This is a genomic window from Rhizobium pisi (assembly GCF_003938655.1).
Lineage (GTDB): Bacteria > Pseudomonadota > Alphaproteobacteria > Rhizobiales > Rhizobiaceae > Rhizobium > Rhizobium pisi.
The window spans coordinates 65,023-83,656 of record NZ_RJJT01000022.1 but is presented as its reverse complement, the minus strand read 5'-3'; the positions used below and the strand labels follow the sequence as shown (position 1 = coordinate 83,656).

Sequence of the window (18,634 nt, the reverse complement as noted above, 5' to 3'; positions counted from 1 at the left end):
ATGGCTAACGACCGCGCCATGTCGGCCAGCCGGGAATCAGAAGTTTCCGGCGCAGATGACATGCGGACCCGCGCCCCGGTCCGGTGCGTTCTGGGGCAGGCCGAAGAAGCGTTTGGCCATTTCGGTGGGGCCGAGATCCTCCAGGGAGGTGAAGCCGAGGGCGCGCAGGCGCCCGGCAAGCTCGGCCGGATCGAAGCGCGTCAGCCAGGGCTCGCCAGCAGCGGCCGTGCGCGCTCCCATTTCGGCGGCGCGGGCGCGGCGTTCGGGCGGATAGTTTTCCAGCGGTTCGCCATAGTCGAAGACGATAGAGGCGCCCGGCAGGTCGGCGACGAAACCAAGCAGCGCAAAGACAGAGGCCTCCCGGAGATAGGGCACGACGCCGAGCCAGATGAAGAAGGCCGGCGCTTCGGGCTTGAAGCCGGAAGCGACGAGGCGTGTCTTAAGATCCTCGCGCTCGAAATCGACGGGAACGAAGATCGGCAGGCTGTGCTTCAGCCCTTCCTCGCGCAGCCTCATCTGCTTCCAGCCTTGCGTGGCGGGATGGTCGACTTCGAAGACCGTCAGGCCGGGGTGGGGATTGCGCAGCGCAAAAGTGTCGAGCCCGGCGCCGAGGATGACGGCCTGGGCGACACCCCTTGCCAGCGAGCGCGCCAGGCAATCCTCGGCATATCGGCTTCTGGCCGCCATCACGAGGCGGAAGGAGCGCGTGGCGGGATCCTGCGCTTTCCGGTCGGCTTCGGCAGCCGCCTCCTCGCCGAGGATGCGGCGGGCGTAGGGATCGGAAAAGATGGCGCCGCCATCGACGCTCTGATGTGCCGCCCTGTGGGCGGCGGCGGCCATTGCTGTGCGGCTGGGTTCGGATGCCTGCATGACGGTCTCCTGTAAAGCTTCGTTATGAACCTTGTCGTCAGCGCCCCTTGTCATCGCGGGCAGACTAGACCATGATTTTTACAGTGTAAAGATTGGATCGAGGCATGACGACAGACATGACGACAGACAGGGGACGCTATCATCACGGCAATCTGCGCCCGACGCTGCTCTCCGTCGCGCGGGCGCTGCTGGAGGAGGGCGGGCCGGAGGCGCTCAGCCTGCGGGAGATCGGCCGGCGGGCCGGCGTCTCGGCGCCGGCGGCCTATCACTATTTCAGCAGTCTGGACGCGCTCGCGGCAGCCCTTGCCGAGCAGGGATTTGCCGAGCTTAGCGAAAGGATCGACGCCGCACTCGCCGGCCCCCGGCGACATCTGCTCGCCGGCGGCATCGCCTATGTGGCCTTCGCACGCGCCAATCCCGGCCTCTACCGGCTGATGTTCGGGGAGGGTTTCCAAGCCTATGCCAAGGGGAATGAGGCGATCGGCGCCTCGCGGATGCGGGTCTACCGCCAGATGAAGGACGATCTGGAAAGGCGGCTGGCGCCGGAGGCGGTGGCGAATGCCGCGCTCTTTCTCTGGTCGCTGACGCATGGCCTCGCCTTGCTGATGATCGACGGCCAGATCGAACCGGGCGTCGATCCCGATGCGAAGGCCGAGGAGGTGCTGAAGCTTGCCGGCCTGGGGCTGCCGGCCGCGAAATGACGTGGCGAGGACGGAAACAATGACAGGTTACTCAATAGTGATTATTGCAGCTTTAAAGTGTAGATGGTAATTTTTACTTTGGTGTTGATGTATTGCTGAATAATTTGAGGGGCCAGCCATGCATAAGGTCATCGACAGCCCATGGGAACTCGGCCATTGCGCCAATGCGCTGAAAGCGGCCGGCGTCGAAACGGTCATCCGTTACTACAACCACAGCAATTCGACCCGATTGCCGCAAAAGCGGATCGAGAAGGCCGAATATGACGATATTCTGGAGGCGGGGCTCTCACTGGCGGTGGTTTTTCAGCAGCGGGGCGGCGCCGGCGGCAATATCGGTGATCTCGATGCCGAGTCCGGCGCGCGGGACAGCGACCGCGCTCTTGCTCTTGCCGAGACCTATGGGCAGCCGGAGAGTTCGGCGATCTACTTCGCCGTCGATCACGATTACTACAAGGCGGCGGATCTTGCCTCGATCAAAGCTTATTTCGGGGCGGTTTCAAGCGCGCTGAGAGGCAAGTATCGTGTCGGCGTCTATGGTTCCGGCGCGGTGGGCAGGGCGGTTCGCGACCCGGGTTTCGTCGACTTCATCTGGCTGGCGGCGGCGACCGGCTGGTCTGGTACCAGGGACATGCTCAACACCGACCAATGGGCGCTCTACCAGGTGGTCCCGCCGCTCGCCTTTCAAGGCGTTAGCTATGACGGCAACATCGTCGGCGGCAGATGGAAGGATTTCGGTCAGTTCCGCGCCGATCACGAAGGCGCCATCGCGCTCGGCGCCTCGAGGGGGCTCGCGGCTGCGATCGAGAGGCATTCGGAACTCGCCGAGGTCAGCGCCACCGGCGGGCTCAACCTGCGCCGGGGGCCGGGCGAGAGCTTCGCGGTGGAAAGGGCGCTGCCGCTCGGCACGCCGGCGACCATTCTGGAGCGCAACGGCGACTGGGCAAAGGTCGATCTCGACGGCGACGGCACGGCCGACGGCTATATGCATGCGAGCTTCCTGAAGGTGATGGCTGGCGGCTTCCCGATCGAGGAGGCGATCGGCAGGACGCCTTACGACGTCGCCAGGGCGGAACTGGAACGGGGCATCGCCGAGGTTTCCGGCAGCGGCAACAATCCGCGCATCGTCATGTATCACAAATCCACCAATCACTGGTCGGGAACCGACGACAGCGTCGCCTGGTGTTCTTCCTTCGTCAATTTCTGCGTCGAGCAGGCGGGCATGATCGGCACCGACCGGCAGGATGCCCGAAGCTGGAAGGACTGGGGCGACGATGTGACCGAAAACGCGAGGGAAGGCGATATCGCCGTCTTCGCCCGCGGCCCGATGAACGGCTCGGACGGGCATGTGGGCTTCCTCGTCGCCGACGAGGGCGGACCGACGGTGAAGATCCTCGGCGGCAACCAGAGCAACCGCGTCTGCTACCAGACCTATCCCAAGGACGGAAATCTCGGCAGCACGCGCTACCGGCTTCTCGGCATCCGCAGGGGCTAAAGCGGATCTGCCGGGCAAGGCGCCGGTCGCGGCAGCCCCTGCGTGACGGGCTGCCGCGACCGGCTGTTGGGTCTCCCGGAGTGTCGGATGAGGGCGACGGGGCCGGATTTTTGACCTCGCTTGCGCTCAGCTCATTCGCGGCTTGTTGCCGCTCACCCCCTCATCTGCCTGCCGGCATCTTCTCCCCGCTGGGGAGAAGCGGAATCGTGGCTACATCTCGCCCTTCTTGAAAGCCCCTCTTGTGGAAACGAAGGCAAGCGTCTCGCTCCCTCTTCTCCCCAGCGGGGAGAAGGTGGCCCGAAGGGTCGGATGAGGGGGTGAGCGGCAAAAGCCGCGAATGAGCCGAGCGCAAGCGAAGGCGAAACATCCCGAGAAAGCCCGGGACATTCAATCCCTACCAGGCGGTGCGGGCGGCGCCGAGCGCTGTCGTGTGAGGGGAGGAGACGAGGGCAACCTCAGGCTTGAGCGAGACGGCGCAGTTTCCCGGGAAGGTAAGTTTGTGCAGCGTCAAATGCTTGAGCAATGCTTCCGCGTCGCGCTTCTCGGTAAGCGGAAATGTCACAGTCATGCGAGTCCTCCAACGAAACAACTGAGCATCTGTGAAAAATTAAAATCTAGTTTCTGCTGCGCTGCAACAAGAAAATTTTAACGATAAAATTAAAATCGATTAATTTATGGGTCGGTATTTTTAAAATCGTTTTAAATGGTGGAGGGGAAGATTCTCTGAGCCTTGGCACGGGGCATTCTCTGACGCCCGCTATTGGTGGGCGCGGTATTCTCCAGCATCCCTCATGCTGAGGTGCGCAGCCCGAGAGGGCGGAGCCTCGAAGCACGCGCTCCAACGCTGCCCCCTGCAGGCATTAATCGCTGGCGCACCCGCCTCGTCCTTCGAGGCCCCTTCGGGGCACCTCGGGATGAGGCTGGAGGCGCGGTGCGTCAGGGGAGGTAGTCAATTTCCGTTGCGGGCTGCCCAGCTGCGGAGCCGCAGGCCGTTCAGGCGGATGAAGCCTTCGGCGTGGTGGTGGTCGTAGGCGATGGCGCTTTCCTCGAAGGTGACGAGGTCGGCGGAGTAGAGGGACGCGGGGGAGGTGCGGGCGATGACCGAGGCGCTTCCCTTGTAGAGCCTGACTGTCACCTCGCCGGTGACGAAGGCCTGGCTGTGGTCGATCAGGGCCTGCAGCATCTCCCGCTCGGGCGCGAACCAGAAGCCGTTATAGATCAGCTCGGCGTAGCGGGGCATGATCTCGTCCTTCAGGTGGGCGGCGGCGCGATCGAGCGTGATGGATTCAATGCCGCGATGGGCCGCAAGCAGGATCGTGCCTCCCGGCGTTTCATAGACGCCGCGCGATTTCATGCCGATGAAACGGTTTTCGACGAGATCGAGCCGGCCGACGCCATGGCGGCCGCCAAGCCGGTTGAGCTCGGTCAGCACGGCGGCCGGCGTCATGGGCCTGCCGTTGACGGAAACCGGGTCGCCGCTTTCGAAGCCGATGGTGACGGTTTCGGGGGCATCGGGCGCGTCCACGGGGTCGACGGTGCGCTGATAGATGTAATCCGGCGCGATCTCCGCCGGATTTTCGAGGATCTTGCCCTCGGTCGAGGTGTGCAGCAGATTGGCGTCGATCGAAAACGGCGCTTCGCCGCGCTTGTCGCTCGGCACCGGAATTCGATGTTTTTCCGCATAGTCCAGAAGCTCGGTGCGGGAGCGGATGTTCCACTGGCGCCAAGGGGCGATGACCGCGAGCGACGGGGCCAGCGCATTGACGGCGAGTTCGAACCGGACCTGGTCGTTGCCCTTGCCGGTCGAGCCATGGGCGACGGCATCAGCGCCGACTTCCCGGGCGATGGCGACGAGATGTTTTGATATCAGCGGCCGGGCGATGGAACTGCCGAGAAGATACTGCCCCTCATAAAGCGCGTTGGCCCGCAGCATCGGAAAGACGAAATCGCGGACGAACTCCTCGCGCAGATCGACGACGCGGATGTCCCTGACACCGAGCAAGGCCGCTTTCGCCCGCGCCGGCTCGAGCTCTTCACCCTGGCCGAGATCGGCGGTGAAGGTGACGATCTCGCAGCCATAAGTCTCCTGCAGCCATTTGAGGATGATCGACGTATCCAGCCCTCCCGAATAAGCGAGGACGAGTTTTCCTATCTTTCTTGCCATCTGATATCTCCCAACAGATGCATGGAACGATAGGTCAAATCTGGCGCAATGAGCTTGCGAAGCGTCCGGGAAATTGCGAAAGTTTGGCATATCATGCCAATGCTATGCTCAAGGGAGCTATAAAATGCTTGCCACTCTGGATGCGATCGATCGCCATATCCTGCGGGTCCTTCAGCGCGACGGGCGCATTTCCAACGTCGAGCTGGCGAAGGAGGTAGGGCTCTCGCCTTCGCCGTGCCTGCGCCGCATACGGCTGCTCGAGGAGGCCGGGATCATCGATCGCTACGTCGCGGTGTTGGATCCGGCCAAGGTCGGAGCGGGACTGACGGTCTTCGCCCGCGTGTGGTTCAAGACGCAGGATGCCGAGGTGACGCTGCGCTTCGGCGAGGCCGTCAGGCGATTTCCCGAGGTGATGGAATGCTACCTGACGACGGGCGAATGCGACGCCGTGCTTCGGATCGTCACCGCCGACCTGCACAGCTACTGGCGCTTCCAGGCCGACCACCTGACCCGCATTCCGAGCGTGCTCAGCGTCAAGACCGACGTGCCGATGGAGACGCTGAAGCGCAGCTACGAGCTGCCGTTGCGATAGGTGGGTGTTCGGCCGAGGCGTAGCATGCCGATGGAGTATGCGCCCAACTTCTGTTGCTCTTCGCTAACGCTCCATGGGCAGTTGCAACGTTTTCGCGGCATTCCTACGTATCCACCAGATGGAGCGAGGGAGCGACATGGGTGATCAAGACCCGAAGGCGGGCAATCGGGGGGGCCATGATGGTTTCAATTCGTTGGTGGAAGCTGTTTTTGAAGGGGCGTGGGAAATCGACGGGGAATTCGCCCTTCTGGTGACGGGCGCGCTCTTGCTTATCCTGGCCATCATCTTCATATCTCGCGCTCTATGCAGACTGGCAGGCTGGGGCTGGCGGTTTTTCCGGGCTCTCGCTGGTGACAAGGTGAACGCCGGACCGGCCAAAGCGCGACTCAAGATCACACCTTAGGGGCGGCCCTTGACATCCGTCGATTTGAGCGACGGGCAATGGCCGATTGGCGGCGTTGCTCTCAGTGGCCTTCGATCTCAGCCACGGCCAGATCAAACCGGCCGGCTTGAAGTGCTTCCCGCTTTATGCGGAATTGTATGAGCCCGAGGTCCCACCACATGAAGCGCGGGCCATCACAATCGCTGCAGAGCTGCAGCAGCAGAACGTCATCATCTTCGATGTCGGATTGTATGCCGTCGCCACTCCCGAACATTCGGTGTGACAAGTATCCCCTCAGCCTAAGCTCATTGGCAGGGTCGCCGGCGGCGAGCAGTTCCGGTTCCTTTTCGGCGATGCCAGGAAAATCGGAAAGCAGGGTCGTCAAAGATGCGCGTAAGGCAGATTCGACATCAGGGTGCGAACCCCAGGCTCCCGCTTCCTTTTCGAGCAGGCGATTCTGCTCCAAGATATCCAGGACTTCTCTTCGAACTTCAGGTGAAAGCCTGGTTTGTCTGCCCATGGCAATGAGGTCTTGAGTGAGAGCGACCGCTTTTGCCTTCCAGTCGTTGTAAGGTTGCAGCAAAGCGTCGGAATATTTGCCGTGGCTGGCGAGAACGGTTTCGATTGGCAATATATTCTCGAACCAACCGTTTCTCGCTTCGTTCAAGAGCATGACGGCGTCTTCTACATGGTACGGCAAGCTCTCCGGCTTCAACTTGACTCTGGATCGATACCAGTTTTCCTGCTCCTCGGCGCGCAACATCGAGAGGCACTCGTGTGCCAGCTCGTTGACGTCGGACAGTTCGATATCCGCTCTGTTTTGTGGAGCTCGGCTTCGTACAGTCTCCGGAACCTTCTCTGTTTTTGGTTCGAACGGATTTATCTCTTTCCATAAATCTCGAATGACATCGGCAATGCCATGTGAGCGTTCGGGCTCAGCTGGCTCCTCGACAAGAGCATCCTCGAAAGGTCGAAGTCGAGGATCATCCGGGCCTGAAAATTGCGGCATGTCCCACACGTCAATGACGGTGAAGCGAATGGTGCATTTCGGAAAAAGCTCGCCTGTGGGGGCGTCCGGATTTCGATATTGGCTTGCCGGTGTTTGACTGTAACCCAGGTTGTCGATCATCCAGCCGGCGTCTTCCGGAGCCGCGCGGCCGGGTAAATCCGCGGCATTGCCGGGATAATAGAGGACGCGCCAGGCGACTGAATCGTAGGATTGGAGCGGTTCATTTGATTGCGACAATGCGAAGAAATACAGCATGCCGGACTTTGGAAGCGCGTCGCGCGCCTCGATCCTCGGGAGCTCCTCGAGATTGATTTGCGCCAGGAAATCCAACGATGCCGTTGCGCCATCCTCGAAATCAATCGTGGGCCAATCCAGGGTCGGAGGAAGGTTAGGTTTTCCTCCTATCTGTGACAGGAGCCGCGTGGTTTGATCCGGCGGCCAGATCCGATCCAATCTAATGCTTTTGGAGCGGTGAGGGCGCATCAGCGCGGTCGCTTCCTCCAGGGTGACGGGCGACGGCGTCTGATTGATCATCTCGTGTTCTTCCAGGTCTACAAATAGCTGGCGGTGCTGACCCTCGGAATCAGCTCCGCCTGAGGGCTCCGCACTATCTCGCGGGTACACCAAAAAATCGTAAAGTCGTTTGCTCCTTTGGCCACCATCGGGTGCGGCACAAGGACGCTTCGGGCGATCCAGCAGCGCAAGGTCAAGGCGTTTCGAGACCGGATCATGGCCGAGAGCGGTCGTTCGGATCAGGTAGGGTGAGCGCCCGTCTGGAAATCAGGGAATCCGGTTGAAATTGACTTAAGTCATTAATGGGTTGTAGTCCGCCGCGCGTTATTCAGGGCGAAGTTGTGTTTCCGTGCGAGTTCCCAATGAACGAGACTGCCGAAAGAACGCTTGAAGTAAGGAGGCTGCGAAAGCGCTCGCGGCATTTTCTTGCGCTGATACTATTGTCCACGGCGGGCCTGACTGCCTGTTCAAATGCAGATGAAAGCACGATCGCAGACAAGTTTGAGGCCAGCGAGCTTCATTTCTTGGGATCTTTCTGCGAGGGCCCTTATTTCGCGGTGCGCGACGGTAACTACATCCTCTTTGACGGAACGAAATACAAAACTCTTTTGAAGAACATTACAATAACGGCTATCGGACCGGATCGCCTCTCCATGTCCTCCCCGGTCGGCTCAGGCAATCTGGTTACGACGTACTTGATCAAGCATGACGACACCGTTGCGATCATCGAAAGCATTGCGCGCGAGCCGGAGCCGACTCCTGAGCAATGGGCCACGGCAGCTGGCATTCAGTTCAGAGAGGGTATCGAAGAGGCCGGAAAAATGGGACCGCTGGTCTTGTGTCCGGCATCAACGACGCAGAAGAAGACGGAAGATCTGCATTTTGTGGCGAATGAGATGTAACGAAAGGCGGCCGTCGCGCCACTTCCGTCTTTACCGCTTGCCGTAGTTCGGATCGGTTTATCTCCCCACTGCGGATGCATGCCGCCGTGTAGACGGCGCAGATGCGCCGTCTGCTGCTTGTTCTGGCGATTACGCCTTCAGCGCCGCGGCATAATCGGCCGCATAGGTCTTCAGTGAACGCGGAGCCTTGCCGGTCAGCGTCTCGACATCGTTGGTGACGACGGCGGTCCAGCCTTGGCGGACAGGGTAGAAGATCGAGGCGAGGAAGCTTGCGTAATCGGCCGGCACACCGGCGCCGGTGAGGATGCCGATGAAGGCCTCGTCTGATATGGCGTCATAGGCGATCGGCTTGCCTGTTGCCTCGGAGAGGATTGCTGCGGCTTCCTCATAGGACAGGGCTTGCGGGCCGGTCAGGTTGAACGCCTTGCCGTCGAAGGCCGAGGAGGTGAGCGCGGCGACGGAACTTGCCGCAATATCGCGGGCGTCGATGAAGCTCGATTTGCCGTCGGCGGCGGGAACCGCGATCTGGCCATGCTCGATGCCGGCTTTCCAGAAGTTGTGAAAATTATCGGCGAACCAGTTCGGGCGCAGGATGACGTAAGGCGTGCCTGACTTTTCCAGCGCGATCTCCACCTGGCGATAGGGAATGGAATCGTCGGCATCGACGCCGAAGACGCTCTGGAAGATGACCTTCGCCTTGCGCTCGGCGGCCGCTTCGATGATGGGTAGCAGCAGGCCCTTGGCATCGACATAGCCGGAGGCCAGCAGCACATGGGCGCGGTCGACGCCTTCGAAGGCCGGGCCGTAGGTTTCCGGCCGGCCATATTCGAAGACGACGCCTTCGGCACCCGCGATCGGCTTGCCGGAGCGCGACGCCGCCCGGACGGTCTCGCCCTTCGCCAGAAGCCCATCCACCACGTGCCTGCCGACGGTGCCCGTCGCGCCGAGGACCAGAATCTTGTTGCTCATGCCAATCTCCTTGGTATCTATTGGAAACTATCTTCCGATCGGATAGATACAGGTAATTCAGGATTGGAAAAGAGAGCACTTTTTCGTAACATGGTTTCGTCAGGGAAACCGGACCCGGGAAAGGGGAGAGCAGATGACGCCGATGCAACAGGCCTATGACGTCTATGAGGACCGCTGCCCGACGCGGCTGGTGCTGGACCGGCTTGCGGACAAATGGGCGGTGCTCATTCTCGACCGGCTGCAAGACGGGCCGGTGCGTTTCAACCATATCCGCCGCGATATCAAGGGCATATCGCAGAAAGTTCTTGCTCAGACGCTACGGAAGCTGGAGCGCAACGGGCTGATCTCGCGCACGATCTTCCCGACCGTGCCGGTGACCGTGGAATACGCTCTGACGCCGCTCGGATCCACCCTGACGGATACGGTTTCTGCCCTTGCCCATTGGGCGGAGAAGAACATGGACGCGATCTTTGTGGCGCAGCGCGCTTATGATGAGGCGCATCCGGGGTGAGGGTGTCGTGTGCTGCCTTGGAAGACTATGACACGCGGGCGAGGCAACGGCCTGTTCTCTGAAAAATATGGGAGTTCGGAAGCTACCGCTTTTCGCCATCGGGCCGAAGCGGTTATTCGATCGAGTTGTGCGGATTCCATTTATCGATTGCACGTAAACAGGTGGCATACTGCTGATAACGAGGGCAGTTGTTATGACAGCGCTGGACCAGCACCGTCGATTTGAGAGATCATCTTTCGCATGATAAATCGGTTTCGCTCCTGGTCGCTCTTTGTCGGTTTCACGCTGTTTGGGCCCGTCCTGCTGAGCTACCATATGGTGTGTCTGGTTCAGGGCGAGCTGCCTGGTAAAACATCAATGATCACGGCTGCCGATGAACCGTTGCTGTTCTATCCTCTGATCCTTTTTCTTCTCGGCTTCAGTCTGATGTGGACAGGTCTCAGCCTATTGGCTCTGCTTGGGCGCATTCGCAGCAAGACTGCTTCCTGGCGAAGAATCTGACCCGTCAGACTGCGTCTTTGCATCGGACGCAACGGACTGTCGGCATTGCCAAGCCGAGCGAAAACTCACTCGACCTGGATATGGATATGGTCGTCGTGGCGGGCGGCGCGGCAGCCTTGGAAGCGGACGTGGGTGTCGGTAATCCCGAGCGCGTTTTTCAGATGCGGCTCGATGAAGATCTTCTCAAGGTGGAAGCGGGTTACGCCTTCCGTCGTCAGCCAGGCGATCATGGCCGACATACGCTGTTTCTCGAGTCCATAGGCCGGAAAGAGAGGCTGGAGTGCATCGAAATCCCAGCGGGTGGTGAGCCAGTCGCTGCGGCCTGCGCAGGGCAGTTCGTCGCCGGGGGCGGGTTCTTCGAAGGCGAAATAGCCGATCGGGGAGCGGGTGACGCCATTGAGGAAATTGCCGTCGGCATCCTGGTAATAATAGGCGAAATCGAGCTTCCTGCCGTCGGCATGCGACAGATGCGGCAGGAGCGGAAAGCCGTTCATGAAGGGGAAATTCGCGTCCAGCGCCACGGTGACGGTTCCGGGGAATTCCTGGTCCATATGGGTGGCGAGCGCCTGTGCCAGATCGCGCATGCCAGGTGTGACATAGTTGCGGTTGAGCGCGCAGTAGATCGGGGAGCGGACCACGAGATGATCTCCCGTGCCTGACAGGCAGGAGAGGGGAACCCGGCCGAACATCGGCGCGGCGAGGCCGGCGGCGAATGTCGCGCCGGCATAACACAGCAGGAAGAGCGCGAGCTTGGCGGGAAATCGCCGTGCGCCAATGGCGCGCGCGGCGGCGAGAGCGAGGAGATAGGCGATGCCGCCGATCTGGGTGAGCAGCGTCAGGATGACGACGATCAGAAGGGGAAAAGCGAAGCGGAGCACCGGGTGGCCTTGCGGTAGGGGATGTGGCATTGCCTTAGGTGAGGGAATGGGGATGCGCAAGATGCGGGCGACGCGCCCGCCTCGTCCTTCGAGGCCCCTTCGGGGCACTTCAGGATGAGGCTCTCTCACTCTCTCAGCACGCCTGGCCTGGCTTCTCGCCGTCGTGAATTGACAGCATCAATTACCTGACCTAAGTCAGATAATATGATTTTCGATCCCGTCTCTCGCGTCCGCCGTTTCAACCGTGCCGTCACCACCGAGGTCGGTGCGCTCGATACGTCTTTCCTCGGGCGCGGCCGTCCGTTGGGGGCGGCTCGTGTTCTTAATGCGATCGGCAAGGGGCAGTCGGATGTTGGGGCGATCCGGGATTATCTTGGTCTGGACTCGGGCCTGATGAGCCGTCTGCTGCGCAGCCTGGAGGAGGAAGGGTTGATCGAGACGGTTGCGAATGCCGGGGATGGGCGGCGGCGCGTTGCCGGGTTGACGGAGGCCGGCCGTGGCGAATTCGAGGCCTATGAAGCGCTTTCCAATGCGCAGGCGGAAGGGTTTCTCAAGCGCCATCGCCATCCGGAAGAGCTCCTGCGCGCCATGGATATTGTCGCCGCCTCGCTTCGGCGCGATCAGATCGTGATCGAGGAGAAAGACCCCCGGCATGAAGATGCGCTTTATTGCCTCGGCGAATATTATGCCGAACTCGCGCGCCGCTTCGAGAAGGGGTTCAACGTATCGCTTTCGCGCGATCCCGATGCCGGGGATATGATCCGTCCGCGCGGCGTCTTCCTGGTGGCGATGTCGGACGGTCTGCCGATCGGCTGTGTCGGGCTGAAGGGCGGCGGCGAGATCGCGGAGATCAAGAGGCTCTGGGTTGCCCCGTCGGCGCGAGGGCTCGGCCTGGCGAAACGCCTGATGACCGAGGCCGAGGAGATCGCCCGCGGGCTCTCCGTTAAGCTCCTGCGTCTGGATACGAACAGCGCGCTGCCTGAGGCGCAGCAGCTTTATCGCGGCAGCGGCTGGAACGAGATCGACCGTTTCAACGACGATCCCTATCCGGACACGTTTTTCGAAAAGCGCCTTTGAGCAGTGGCTCCAGCGCCGCATGATTTGATTCATGCGGCGCGCTTTCTCTCTGAGTGATGGCGCCATCACATGCGCATCGACAGCTCGATATCCTCTGCAAATGGCGTCGACAGATAGCCGGACGCCGGCTGGCGCACGCGGGCGAGGTATTCAGGGCTGACGTCGGCGTTATCGGCGATGATGAGCGCGCCTGGGCTCAGCCGGTCTTCCACCAGTTCCAGGATGTCGCGATAGAGCGCTTTGGCTCCGTCCAGGAACAAGAGGTCGATTGTCTCAGGCAGATCCGTGCTCAGGGTCTGGAGGGCATCGCCTTCGCGGATCTCCACGAGATCGATGAGGCCGCCGGCCGTCAGGTTGGCGCGGGCGCGGGCGAGCTTCGATGGCTCGAACTCGCTGGTGATCAGCCGGCCGCCGCCATTGTCGCGCAAGGCGGCGGCGAGATGGAGGGTCGAGATGCCGAAGGATGTGCCGAATTCGACGATCACCCGCGCGCGGCTGCTGCGCGCCAGCATGTAGAGTAGCGCGCCGGCCTCCCTGGAGACGGGCAGCCAGAGGTCCTTCAGGCGCCCGTAGAGCTCGAGATATCCGGTCTTGCTGCCGATCAGGCGCATCCGCTCCTCGCTCGACAAGCCAGATGTCGAAGGGCCTGGGGCCGCCGCGGCTTCTTCAAACAGGCGGTCGAGCAGTGGCGCCAGCGGGGCGGTGGTCAATGTCGTCATTGGGGTCATCTCCTTGAAATCGGCAGGTTCTTGCCTGGAGTTGAAAATACGAGTAATTCGTCGCATCTGCTATTCGCATTGCGGAGCTTTGCCATGACCGATCCTCCAAGAGCCCGGATTTCCTCACGAAAACAGCCCAAGCAGGCCCGCTCGAGCGAGCTCGTGGCGGCGATCCTGGATGCCGCTGCTCAGGTTTTGGCGCGGGAAGGCGCACAGCGCTTCACCACGGCGCGGGTGGCTGAAAGGGCGGGCGTCAGCATCGGATCGCTCTACCAGTATTTCCCCAACAAGGCGGCGATCCTCTTCCGGCTGCAGAGCGACGAGTGGCGGCAGACGACCGACATGCTCGGCGGCATTCTTGCCGATGCGCAAAAGCCGCCGCTCGCGCGGCTGCGCAGCCTGGTCCACGCATTCCTGCGCTCGGAATGCGAGGAGGCGGCAATGCGCGTGGCGCTCCATGATGCCGCGCCGCTTTATCGCGATGCGCCGGAGGCGTTGGCGGCGCGGGCATCGGGAGACCGCATCGTCGAGCTGTTCATGCTGGAAGCGCTGCCTTGCGCGCCGGAGGCGACACGGGCGCTCGCCGGCGACCTGATCTCGACGACGCTCGGCAATGTGGGAAAGCAGTTTTCGGAGACTGAGCGAAGCCTTGGCGAGATCGAAGCCTATGCGGATGCCATGGCCGATATGTTTTGCGCCTACCTGGAAGCGCTTGGGGCTGGCGGGCAGGGAGCGTGACATCTCCCGGTGGTGCGCCCGCCTCGTCCTTCGAGGCCCCTTCGGGGCACCTCAGGATGAGGCTCTCTCTGGGGCTTGGTGCGCTCTGGGACTTGGTGCGGCATTCTCCCATGCCCCTCATGCTGAGGTGCGCAGCCCGGGAGGGCGGAGCCTCGAAGCACGCGCTCCGACGCTGCTCCTTGCATCCATCAAGTGGGCAGATATCAGTCGCGGGCCATCTGCACTGACAGCTCGGCGAAAAACGTCTCGTGAGGGGTGTTCATCTGGACGAGGTCGACGGCGATGGTGACGGCGCGGCGGCCTTCGGGGCTGTCGATGTCGAGTTTCCTCTCGCTGCACCATTGCCGAACGGCATCGGTGACGATCGATATCTCGCAGTCGTCGAGGGAGATGAGTGACAGCAGCATTTGGCGCCCTCCATGAAAGCGGCAGAAGACGTATGATCTCTCAAGCGGTCTCGCCGATGATCCCATGGGCCGATGACGGCTACATTACGCTCCTCGCGCCGCAAATCCAGAGCTATTTTAATACGATTTGATGATGCTCCGAGGGCGCTTGCAGCGGCGATGCGACTGCCGGCACTTGCGGCCATCGAGGCCGCAAGTGCACCGCGGGATGTGCCGAGAGGGCCTATTTCGCCAGCACGATATGCGTGGCGTGTTCGCTTGCGACATGTTCGGTGACGCGGAAGCCCAGTGCGGGCAGGTCGATGCCTGAAAACATCGCTTCGCCCTGGCCGAGGACGACGGGGGAGACGGCGAAGTGCAACTCGTCGATCAGGCCGGCCTGGAGATATTGGCGCACGGTCGACACCCCGCCGCCGATCTTGACGTCCTTGGCGCCGGCCGCAGCCTTGGCCTTTTCGAGCGCCTCATGAATGCCGCCGGTAATGAAGTAGAAGGTGGTGCCGCCTTCCATGACGATCGGCTCGCGCGGGTGATGCGTCAGGATATAGGTCGGCGTGTGGTAAGGCGGGTTCGGACCCCACCAGCCTTTCCAGGCATCATCCGGCCACTCGCCGCGGATCGGGCCGAACATGTTGCGGCCGAGGATGAAGGCGCCGAAATTGGCCATGGCGCGCGACGCATAGTCTTCGTCGATGCCTGAGGAGCCGTCGTCCTTGCCCGTCATGGCGCGGAAGGTGCGGGTGTGGAAGAACCATTGGAACATATCAGGCCCCCGCTTTCCCAAGGGATCGTTGAGGCTTTGTTCCGGCCCGGCGCCGAAACCATCCACGGAAACGGAAAACCCTGCGACGCGTACTTTCGACATGAATTCCTCCATCTGATTGTGAAATGAAACTAGTTGTCTTCTCGCATAAGCGATCCTATAATGCAACTGGTTTTTACTGGAGATGCTTCGTGGATATAGAATTGCGGTCGGGCTGCCCGATCAACCTGACGATGGAAGTGCTGGGCGACCGATGGAGCCTGATTATCATCCGCGACATCATGTTCGGCAACCGCCGCCATTTCCGCGAACTCCTGACCCATTCGCAGGAGGGGATCGCCTCCAATATCCTGGCTGCCCGGCTGAAGCGGCTGCTCAAGCTCCGCTTCATCAGCAAACGGGACGATCCAAGCCACAGCCAGAAGGCGATCTACAGCCTGACGGAGCCGGCAATTCAGCTCGTTCCGCTCTTTGCCATGATCGGCGCCTGGGGGCGGCGTCACCTGCCGGTGACAGAGGATCTGAGCATTCGCGCCCAGTTGCTGGAGGAGGGCGGTCAGCCGCTCTGGGACGAATTCATGCAGGATCTCCGGCAGATCCACATCGTCGATCCGATCGGCGGAGCGAACGGGACTGTAACCTCGCCGGTGCTGGCGAAGCTGACGGCGGCGTTTCTCGAAGTGCGCGCGAGATCGGCGGCGAAGGCGTCGTGATGCTGCGCTGATTTCAAAGACAAGCGGCAGGCTGGCTTGATTGCAGCCGGAATTTACTGTATTAAATTTGAGGTACGTACATCAAATTGCGGAACAATCAGACGGGTCTGATCAAGCGAACTTCGCGAGGCAATAGAATGAACGGGTTCAAGCTTAATCCGGAATTCGTCATCAGAGACGAACAATCTCTTCGAAGTCTGTTCGATGCGACACACGCGCTCGCCCTTCAAAAGTGTCAGGACAGCCTCGGCAAGCATGCCCAGGATTTCATAAGGCGCTCTCCATTCCTGTGCATCGGCACGCAGGATCTGAATGGAAAAGCAGATGTCAGCCCCCGCGGCGACCCTGCCGGCTTCGTCAAAATCCTCGACGAGCGCACGCTTGTGATACCCGACCGGCCCGGCAACAACCGTCTCGACACGTTGGTCAATATTCTCGCAAATCCTACGGTTGGGCTGTTGTTCATCATTCCGGGATTTGACGACACATTGCGGGTGAACGGTCGCGCCACTCTGGTGAAGGACGCCGACCTTCTGGCGAGCATGAGCGTCAACGATCGCGCTCCCAAACTCGCCATCGTGGTCGAAGTGAGCGAGGTCTTCATGCACTGCGCCAAGGCGTTTCGGCGCTCTCACTTGTGGAGCCCGGATCATTTCCAGGATCGCACCACGATGCCATCCCTTCTGAAGATTATTCTCGATGAAACGACGGGGGCGCCGAGCGACGGAAACGAGATGCGCAAAATAGATGAAGACTTGGAGGATGAGTACAAGAGGACGCTTTACTAGTCGCTGGAGAGCGGCGGGGATTGTCCCCACCCGCTGTCACATCTCCGGCAGGCCGGCCTTTCGGAAACCGTCGACAAAGTGGTCTCGTACAGATGCATCGCGCAGCGGCTGGGAGCTGAGCCAATGGCCGATCGTGAAATGAGGGTGGGCGATCAGGAACAATTCTGCTTCCCGCCGCGCCTCCTCCCGGTGGCCCAACTGCGCAAGCGTCGCAGCCAGGAATTTGCGTGAGTTGGTACGATACGTGTCTTCCCTGCGGAGTGTAGCGCTTGCCGCCTCATAGTCACGCGCGGCGTATTGCGCCTGCCCAAGATGGCAAAGATACCAGCACGCTGGATAGGGATTGAGCCGCAGAGCTTTTTCGATCTGCGCCAGTCCGTCGGCAACCCTGCCGTCCAGCACTGATACGTCCGACATGGCGGCCCAGGTGTCGGCGTGGTTGGGGTCCAGCTCCAGGGCCTTGGCGAAGGCCGCCTCCGATTCCTCCCATCGCCGCTCATAAGCCAAAATGGTCCCCAGAACGTAACGGCAGCCGGCATCGTTGGGATCGAGATCGACAGCCTTCTGCGCTGATGTGACCGCCATCCGACGGTTGGGATCTTCGGGCTCGCCGAAATGAGTCCAGGCAAGCCAACGGTTATAGGCGAGCAGACCGAGCGCCTCGGCATATGTTGGCTCGAGCTTGACCGCGCGTTGGAGCAGCATATAGGCCTCACGCTCAGTTTGCGGCGACTCTTCCGTCAGGAGGCGGGCGCGCACACACAGGTCGTACGCCTCAAAGTTCTTCGGCCGATTGCGCGGCGTCGGGATGGTCAGCCGGCCGACGAGGGCTTCAACAATCTTGGCGTTAACTTCATCCTGTAATTCGAAAACATCTTCCATCGTCCTGTCAAACCTCTCGGCCCACAGGTGCTGGCCGCCAAGCGCGTCGACCAATTGGGCATTGATGCGGACACGGCCCATTGCGCGCCTGGCGCTCCCCTCCAGGACGTAGCGGACGCCGAGTTCCTGGGCGACCAGCCGTACGTTGACCGGCTTGCCCTTGTAGCCGTACACGGAATTGCGCGCGATGACGAACAGGCCAGCCGTACGGGAAAGGTCGGTGATCAGGTCTTCAGTCAAGCCGTCGACGAAAGGCGCGTCCGCTTCATCCCCACTCATATTCGTGAACGGCAATACAGCGATCGAGGGAATTTCGGGCAGCGGTAATATGCTCTGCAGCGCATCCGGCCAATGCCACACATGGACTGGGCGAGTCAGGTTCTTCAGGTAGCGTTCGCCTGCATCAAAGAACCGGTCGCTAATCTTGCCGACGATCTCGCCGTGAACGCTGGCTGAAATGCAGATACCTCCCGGCGCGGCCTGCGTCTCCAAGCGCGCCGCGACATTGACGCCGTCGCCGAGGACGTCTGAACCGTCGTCAATGACATCTCCCAGATTGACGCCTACACGCAAAAGTAGGTGCCGGTCTCCGGAAGCCTCAACGGCAGTGGTGGCCCGTTGCATTTCCAACGCTGCTGCGACCGCTTCCACCGCGCTACCGAATTCGATCAGGAAGCCGTCGCCCACGACCTTGAAGATGCGGCCGTTGTGGCGCATCACAGCCGGCTCGATAGTGCCAGAACGGAGTTCCCTGAGGTTCGCCAGCGTTGCGACTTCATCAGCCTCCATCAAGCGTGAATATCCCACCACATCGGCAACGACGATGGCGGCAAGGCGACGCTGAAAAGATTGATCCGTCATGTGAGGACAAGCCTAACGACTAAATTAGCAAGTTATTGTTCAACCGCGGATGAGTCAACAAATCGTAAGAGGTAACGTCCGGGCGATCTCCACCTCCATCGAGCCGTTATCCTTCCTCCGTTGGAGAAGGTGATCTCAAGCGATTAGCATCATGGAAGCGGGGTACGCGCCCGAACCACTCAAGCAGCGGCTTGCCTCTGTG

At 61.0% G+C, this 18,634-nt stretch carries 20 protein-coding genes and 1 pseudogene; 10 read left to right on the top strand and 11 right to left on the bottom strand.

All coding sequences use genetic code 11. The annotated features are described in order from the left end of the window. Positions 1-36: 36 nt before the first annotated feature. Positions 37-870 (bottom strand): class I SAM-dependent methyltransferase, encoded by an 834-nt coding sequence (locus EFD55_RS25970; protein WP_125848825.1) that lies wholly within the window; start codon positions 868-870, stop codon positions 37-39. Positions 871-986: 116 nt separating this feature from the next. Here EFD55_RS25970 and EFD55_RS25965 point away from each other — a divergent pair, with 116 nt between their 5' ends. Then, on the top strand, positions 987-1,571 hold the full coding sequence (locus tag EFD55_RS25965) for a TetR/AcrR family transcriptional regulator (RefSeq protein WP_125848900.1): 585 nt from the start codon (positions 987-989) through the stop codon (positions 1,569-1,571). Between the two features lie 118 nt (positions 1,572-1,689). Next, a complete protein-coding gene (locus EFD55_RS25960) occupies positions 1,690-3,063 on the top strand; it encodes a TIGR02594 family protein (protein ID WP_125848823.1) in 1,374 nt (457 codons plus the stop codon). A 147-nt stretch (positions 3,064-3,210) separates the two neighbouring features. On the opposite strand, the pseudogene EFD55_RS34350 reads toward EFD55_RS25960, so the two are convergent. The 3 genes and pseudogenes from EFD55_RS34350 to EFD55_RS25950 all read right to left on the bottom strand — a co-directional run. Further along, a pseudogene (locus EFD55_RS34350) lies at positions 3,211-3,430 on the bottom strand (hypothetical protein); the annotation flags it as partial. A gap of 27 nt (positions 3,431-3,457) precedes the next feature. Further along, positions 3,458-3,631 carry a hypothetical protein gene (locus EFD55_RS33310; RefSeq protein WP_164737596.1) on the bottom strand — a complete coding sequence of 58 codons (174 nt, stop codon included), beginning with the start codon at positions 3,629-3,631 and terminating at the stop codon, positions 3,458-3,460. Positions 3,632-4,012: 381 nt separating this feature from the next. Continuing rightward, the gene (locus EFD55_RS25950; RefSeq protein ID WP_125848821.1) at positions 4,013-5,227 is read right to left on the bottom strand and encodes an argininosuccinate synthase; all 1,215 of its coding nucleotides are present in this window, start codon (positions 5,225-5,227) and stop codon (positions 4,013-4,015) included. A 124-nt stretch (positions 5,228-5,351) separates the two neighbouring features. Here EFD55_RS25950 and EFD55_RS25945 point away from each other — a divergent pair, with 124 nt between their 5' ends. Together EFD55_RS25945 and EFD55_RS25940 are read left to right on the top strand one after the other, a co-directional pair. Next, positions 5,352-5,819: an Lrp/AsnC family transcriptional regulator gene (locus tag EFD55_RS25945; RefSeq protein ID WP_125848819.1), complete on the top strand. Its 468-nt coding sequence runs from the start codon at positions 5,352-5,354 to the stop codon at positions 5,817-5,819. Positions 5,820-5,955: 136 nt separating this feature from the next. Continuing rightward, positions 5,956-6,222: a hypothetical protein gene (locus tag EFD55_RS25940; RefSeq protein WP_125848816.1), complete on the top strand. Its 267-nt coding sequence runs from the start codon at positions 5,956-5,958 to the stop codon at positions 6,220-6,222. 61 nt (positions 6,223-6,283) lie between these two features. Here the strand turns inward: EFD55_RS25940 and EFD55_RS25935 are convergent, their stop codons facing one another. Further along, the gene (locus tag EFD55_RS25935) at positions 6,284-7,744 is read right to left on the bottom strand and encodes a DUF1963 domain-containing protein (RefSeq protein WP_245438552.1); all 1,461 of its coding nucleotides are present in this window, start codon (positions 7,742-7,744) and stop codon (positions 6,284-6,286) included. A gap of 341 nt (positions 7,745-8,085) precedes the next feature. Here EFD55_RS25935 and EFD55_RS25930 point away from each other — a divergent pair, with 341 nt between their 5' ends. Further along, complete coding sequence (locus EFD55_RS25930; protein ID WP_125848814.1) at positions 8,086-8,625, top strand: hypothetical protein; 540 nt, start codon at positions 8,086-8,088, stop codon at positions 8,623-8,625. A gap of 129 nt (positions 8,626-8,754) precedes the next feature. Here the strand turns inward: EFD55_RS25930 and EFD55_RS25925 are convergent, their stop codons facing one another. Beyond that, positions 8,755-9,594, bottom strand: a complete 840-nt coding sequence (locus EFD55_RS25925) for an SDR family oxidoreductase (RefSeq protein WP_125848812.1) — start codon at positions 9,592-9,594, stop codon at positions 8,755-8,757. A gap of 133 nt (positions 9,595-9,727) precedes the next feature. Between EFD55_RS25925 and EFD55_RS25920 the strand changes: the two genes are divergently transcribed. Beyond that, entirely contained in the window at positions 9,728-10,105 is a 378-nt protein-coding gene (locus EFD55_RS25920) for a winged helix-turn-helix transcriptional regulator (protein WP_183736850.1), read from the top strand. A 566-nt stretch (positions 10,106-10,671) separates the two neighbouring features. On the opposite strand, the gene EFD55_RS25915 is transcribed toward EFD55_RS25920, so the two are convergent. Beyond that, complete coding sequence (locus EFD55_RS25915) at positions 10,672-11,514, bottom strand: hypothetical protein (RefSeq protein ID WP_125848810.1); 843 nt, start codon at positions 11,512-11,514, stop codon at positions 10,672-10,674. Between the two features lie 174 nt (positions 11,515-11,688). Between EFD55_RS25915 and EFD55_RS25910 the strand changes: the two genes are divergently transcribed. Then, positions 11,689-12,561, top strand: a complete 873-nt coding sequence (locus EFD55_RS25910) for a bifunctional helix-turn-helix transcriptional regulator/GNAT family N-acetyltransferase (RefSeq protein WP_125848808.1) — start codon at positions 11,689-11,691, stop codon at positions 12,559-12,561. A gap of 65 nt (positions 12,562-12,626) precedes the next feature. Here EFD55_RS25910 and EFD55_RS25905 read toward each other — a convergent pair whose 3' ends face one another. Next, the gene (locus EFD55_RS25905) at positions 12,627-13,280 is read right to left on the bottom strand and encodes an O-methyltransferase (protein ID WP_125848806.1); all 654 of its coding nucleotides are present in this window, start codon (positions 13,278-13,280) and stop codon (positions 12,627-12,629) included. 93 nt (positions 13,281-13,373) lie between these two features. On the opposite strand from EFD55_RS25905, the gene EFD55_RS25900 reads away from it, so the two are divergent. Beyond that, positions 13,374-14,018, top strand: a complete 645-nt coding sequence (locus EFD55_RS25900) for a TetR/AcrR family transcriptional regulator (RefSeq protein ID WP_125848804.1) — start codon at positions 13,374-13,376, stop codon at positions 14,016-14,018. A 203-nt stretch (positions 14,019-14,221) separates the two neighbouring features. Here EFD55_RS25900 and EFD55_RS25895 read toward each other — a convergent pair whose 3' ends face one another. Continuing rightward, entirely contained in the window at positions 14,222-14,425 is a 204-nt protein-coding gene (locus EFD55_RS25895) for a hypothetical protein (RefSeq protein WP_125848801.1), read from the bottom strand. Positions 14,426-14,648: 223 nt separating this feature from the next. Next, positions 14,649-15,290, bottom strand: coding sequence for a dihydrofolate reductase family protein (locus EFD55_RS25890; RefSeq protein WP_125848799.1), 642 nt, complete (start codon positions 15,288-15,290; stop codon positions 14,649-14,651). An 89-nt stretch (positions 15,291-15,379) separates the two neighbouring features. On the opposite strand from EFD55_RS25890, the gene EFD55_RS25885 reads away from it, so the two are divergent. Continuing rightward, positions 15,380-15,901: a winged helix-turn-helix transcriptional regulator gene (locus tag EFD55_RS25885; protein ID WP_125848797.1), complete on the top strand. Its 522-nt coding sequence runs from the start codon at positions 15,380-15,382 to the stop codon at positions 15,899-15,901. A 137-nt stretch (positions 15,902-16,038) separates the two neighbouring features. Beyond that, positions 16,039-16,689, top strand: a complete 651-nt coding sequence (locus EFD55_RS25880; RefSeq protein WP_125848795.1) for a pyridoxamine 5'-phosphate oxidase family protein — start codon at positions 16,039-16,041, stop codon at positions 16,687-16,689. A gap of 36 nt (positions 16,690-16,725) precedes the next feature. Here the strand turns inward: EFD55_RS25880 and EFD55_RS25875 are convergent, their stop codons facing one another. Then, positions 16,726-18,432 carry an adenylate/guanylate cyclase domain-containing protein gene (locus tag EFD55_RS25875; protein WP_125848793.1) on the bottom strand — a complete coding sequence of 569 codons (1,707 nt, stop codon included), beginning with the start codon at positions 18,430-18,432 and terminating at the stop codon, positions 16,726-16,728. Between the last annotated feature and the right edge of the window lie 202 nt (positions 18,433-18,634).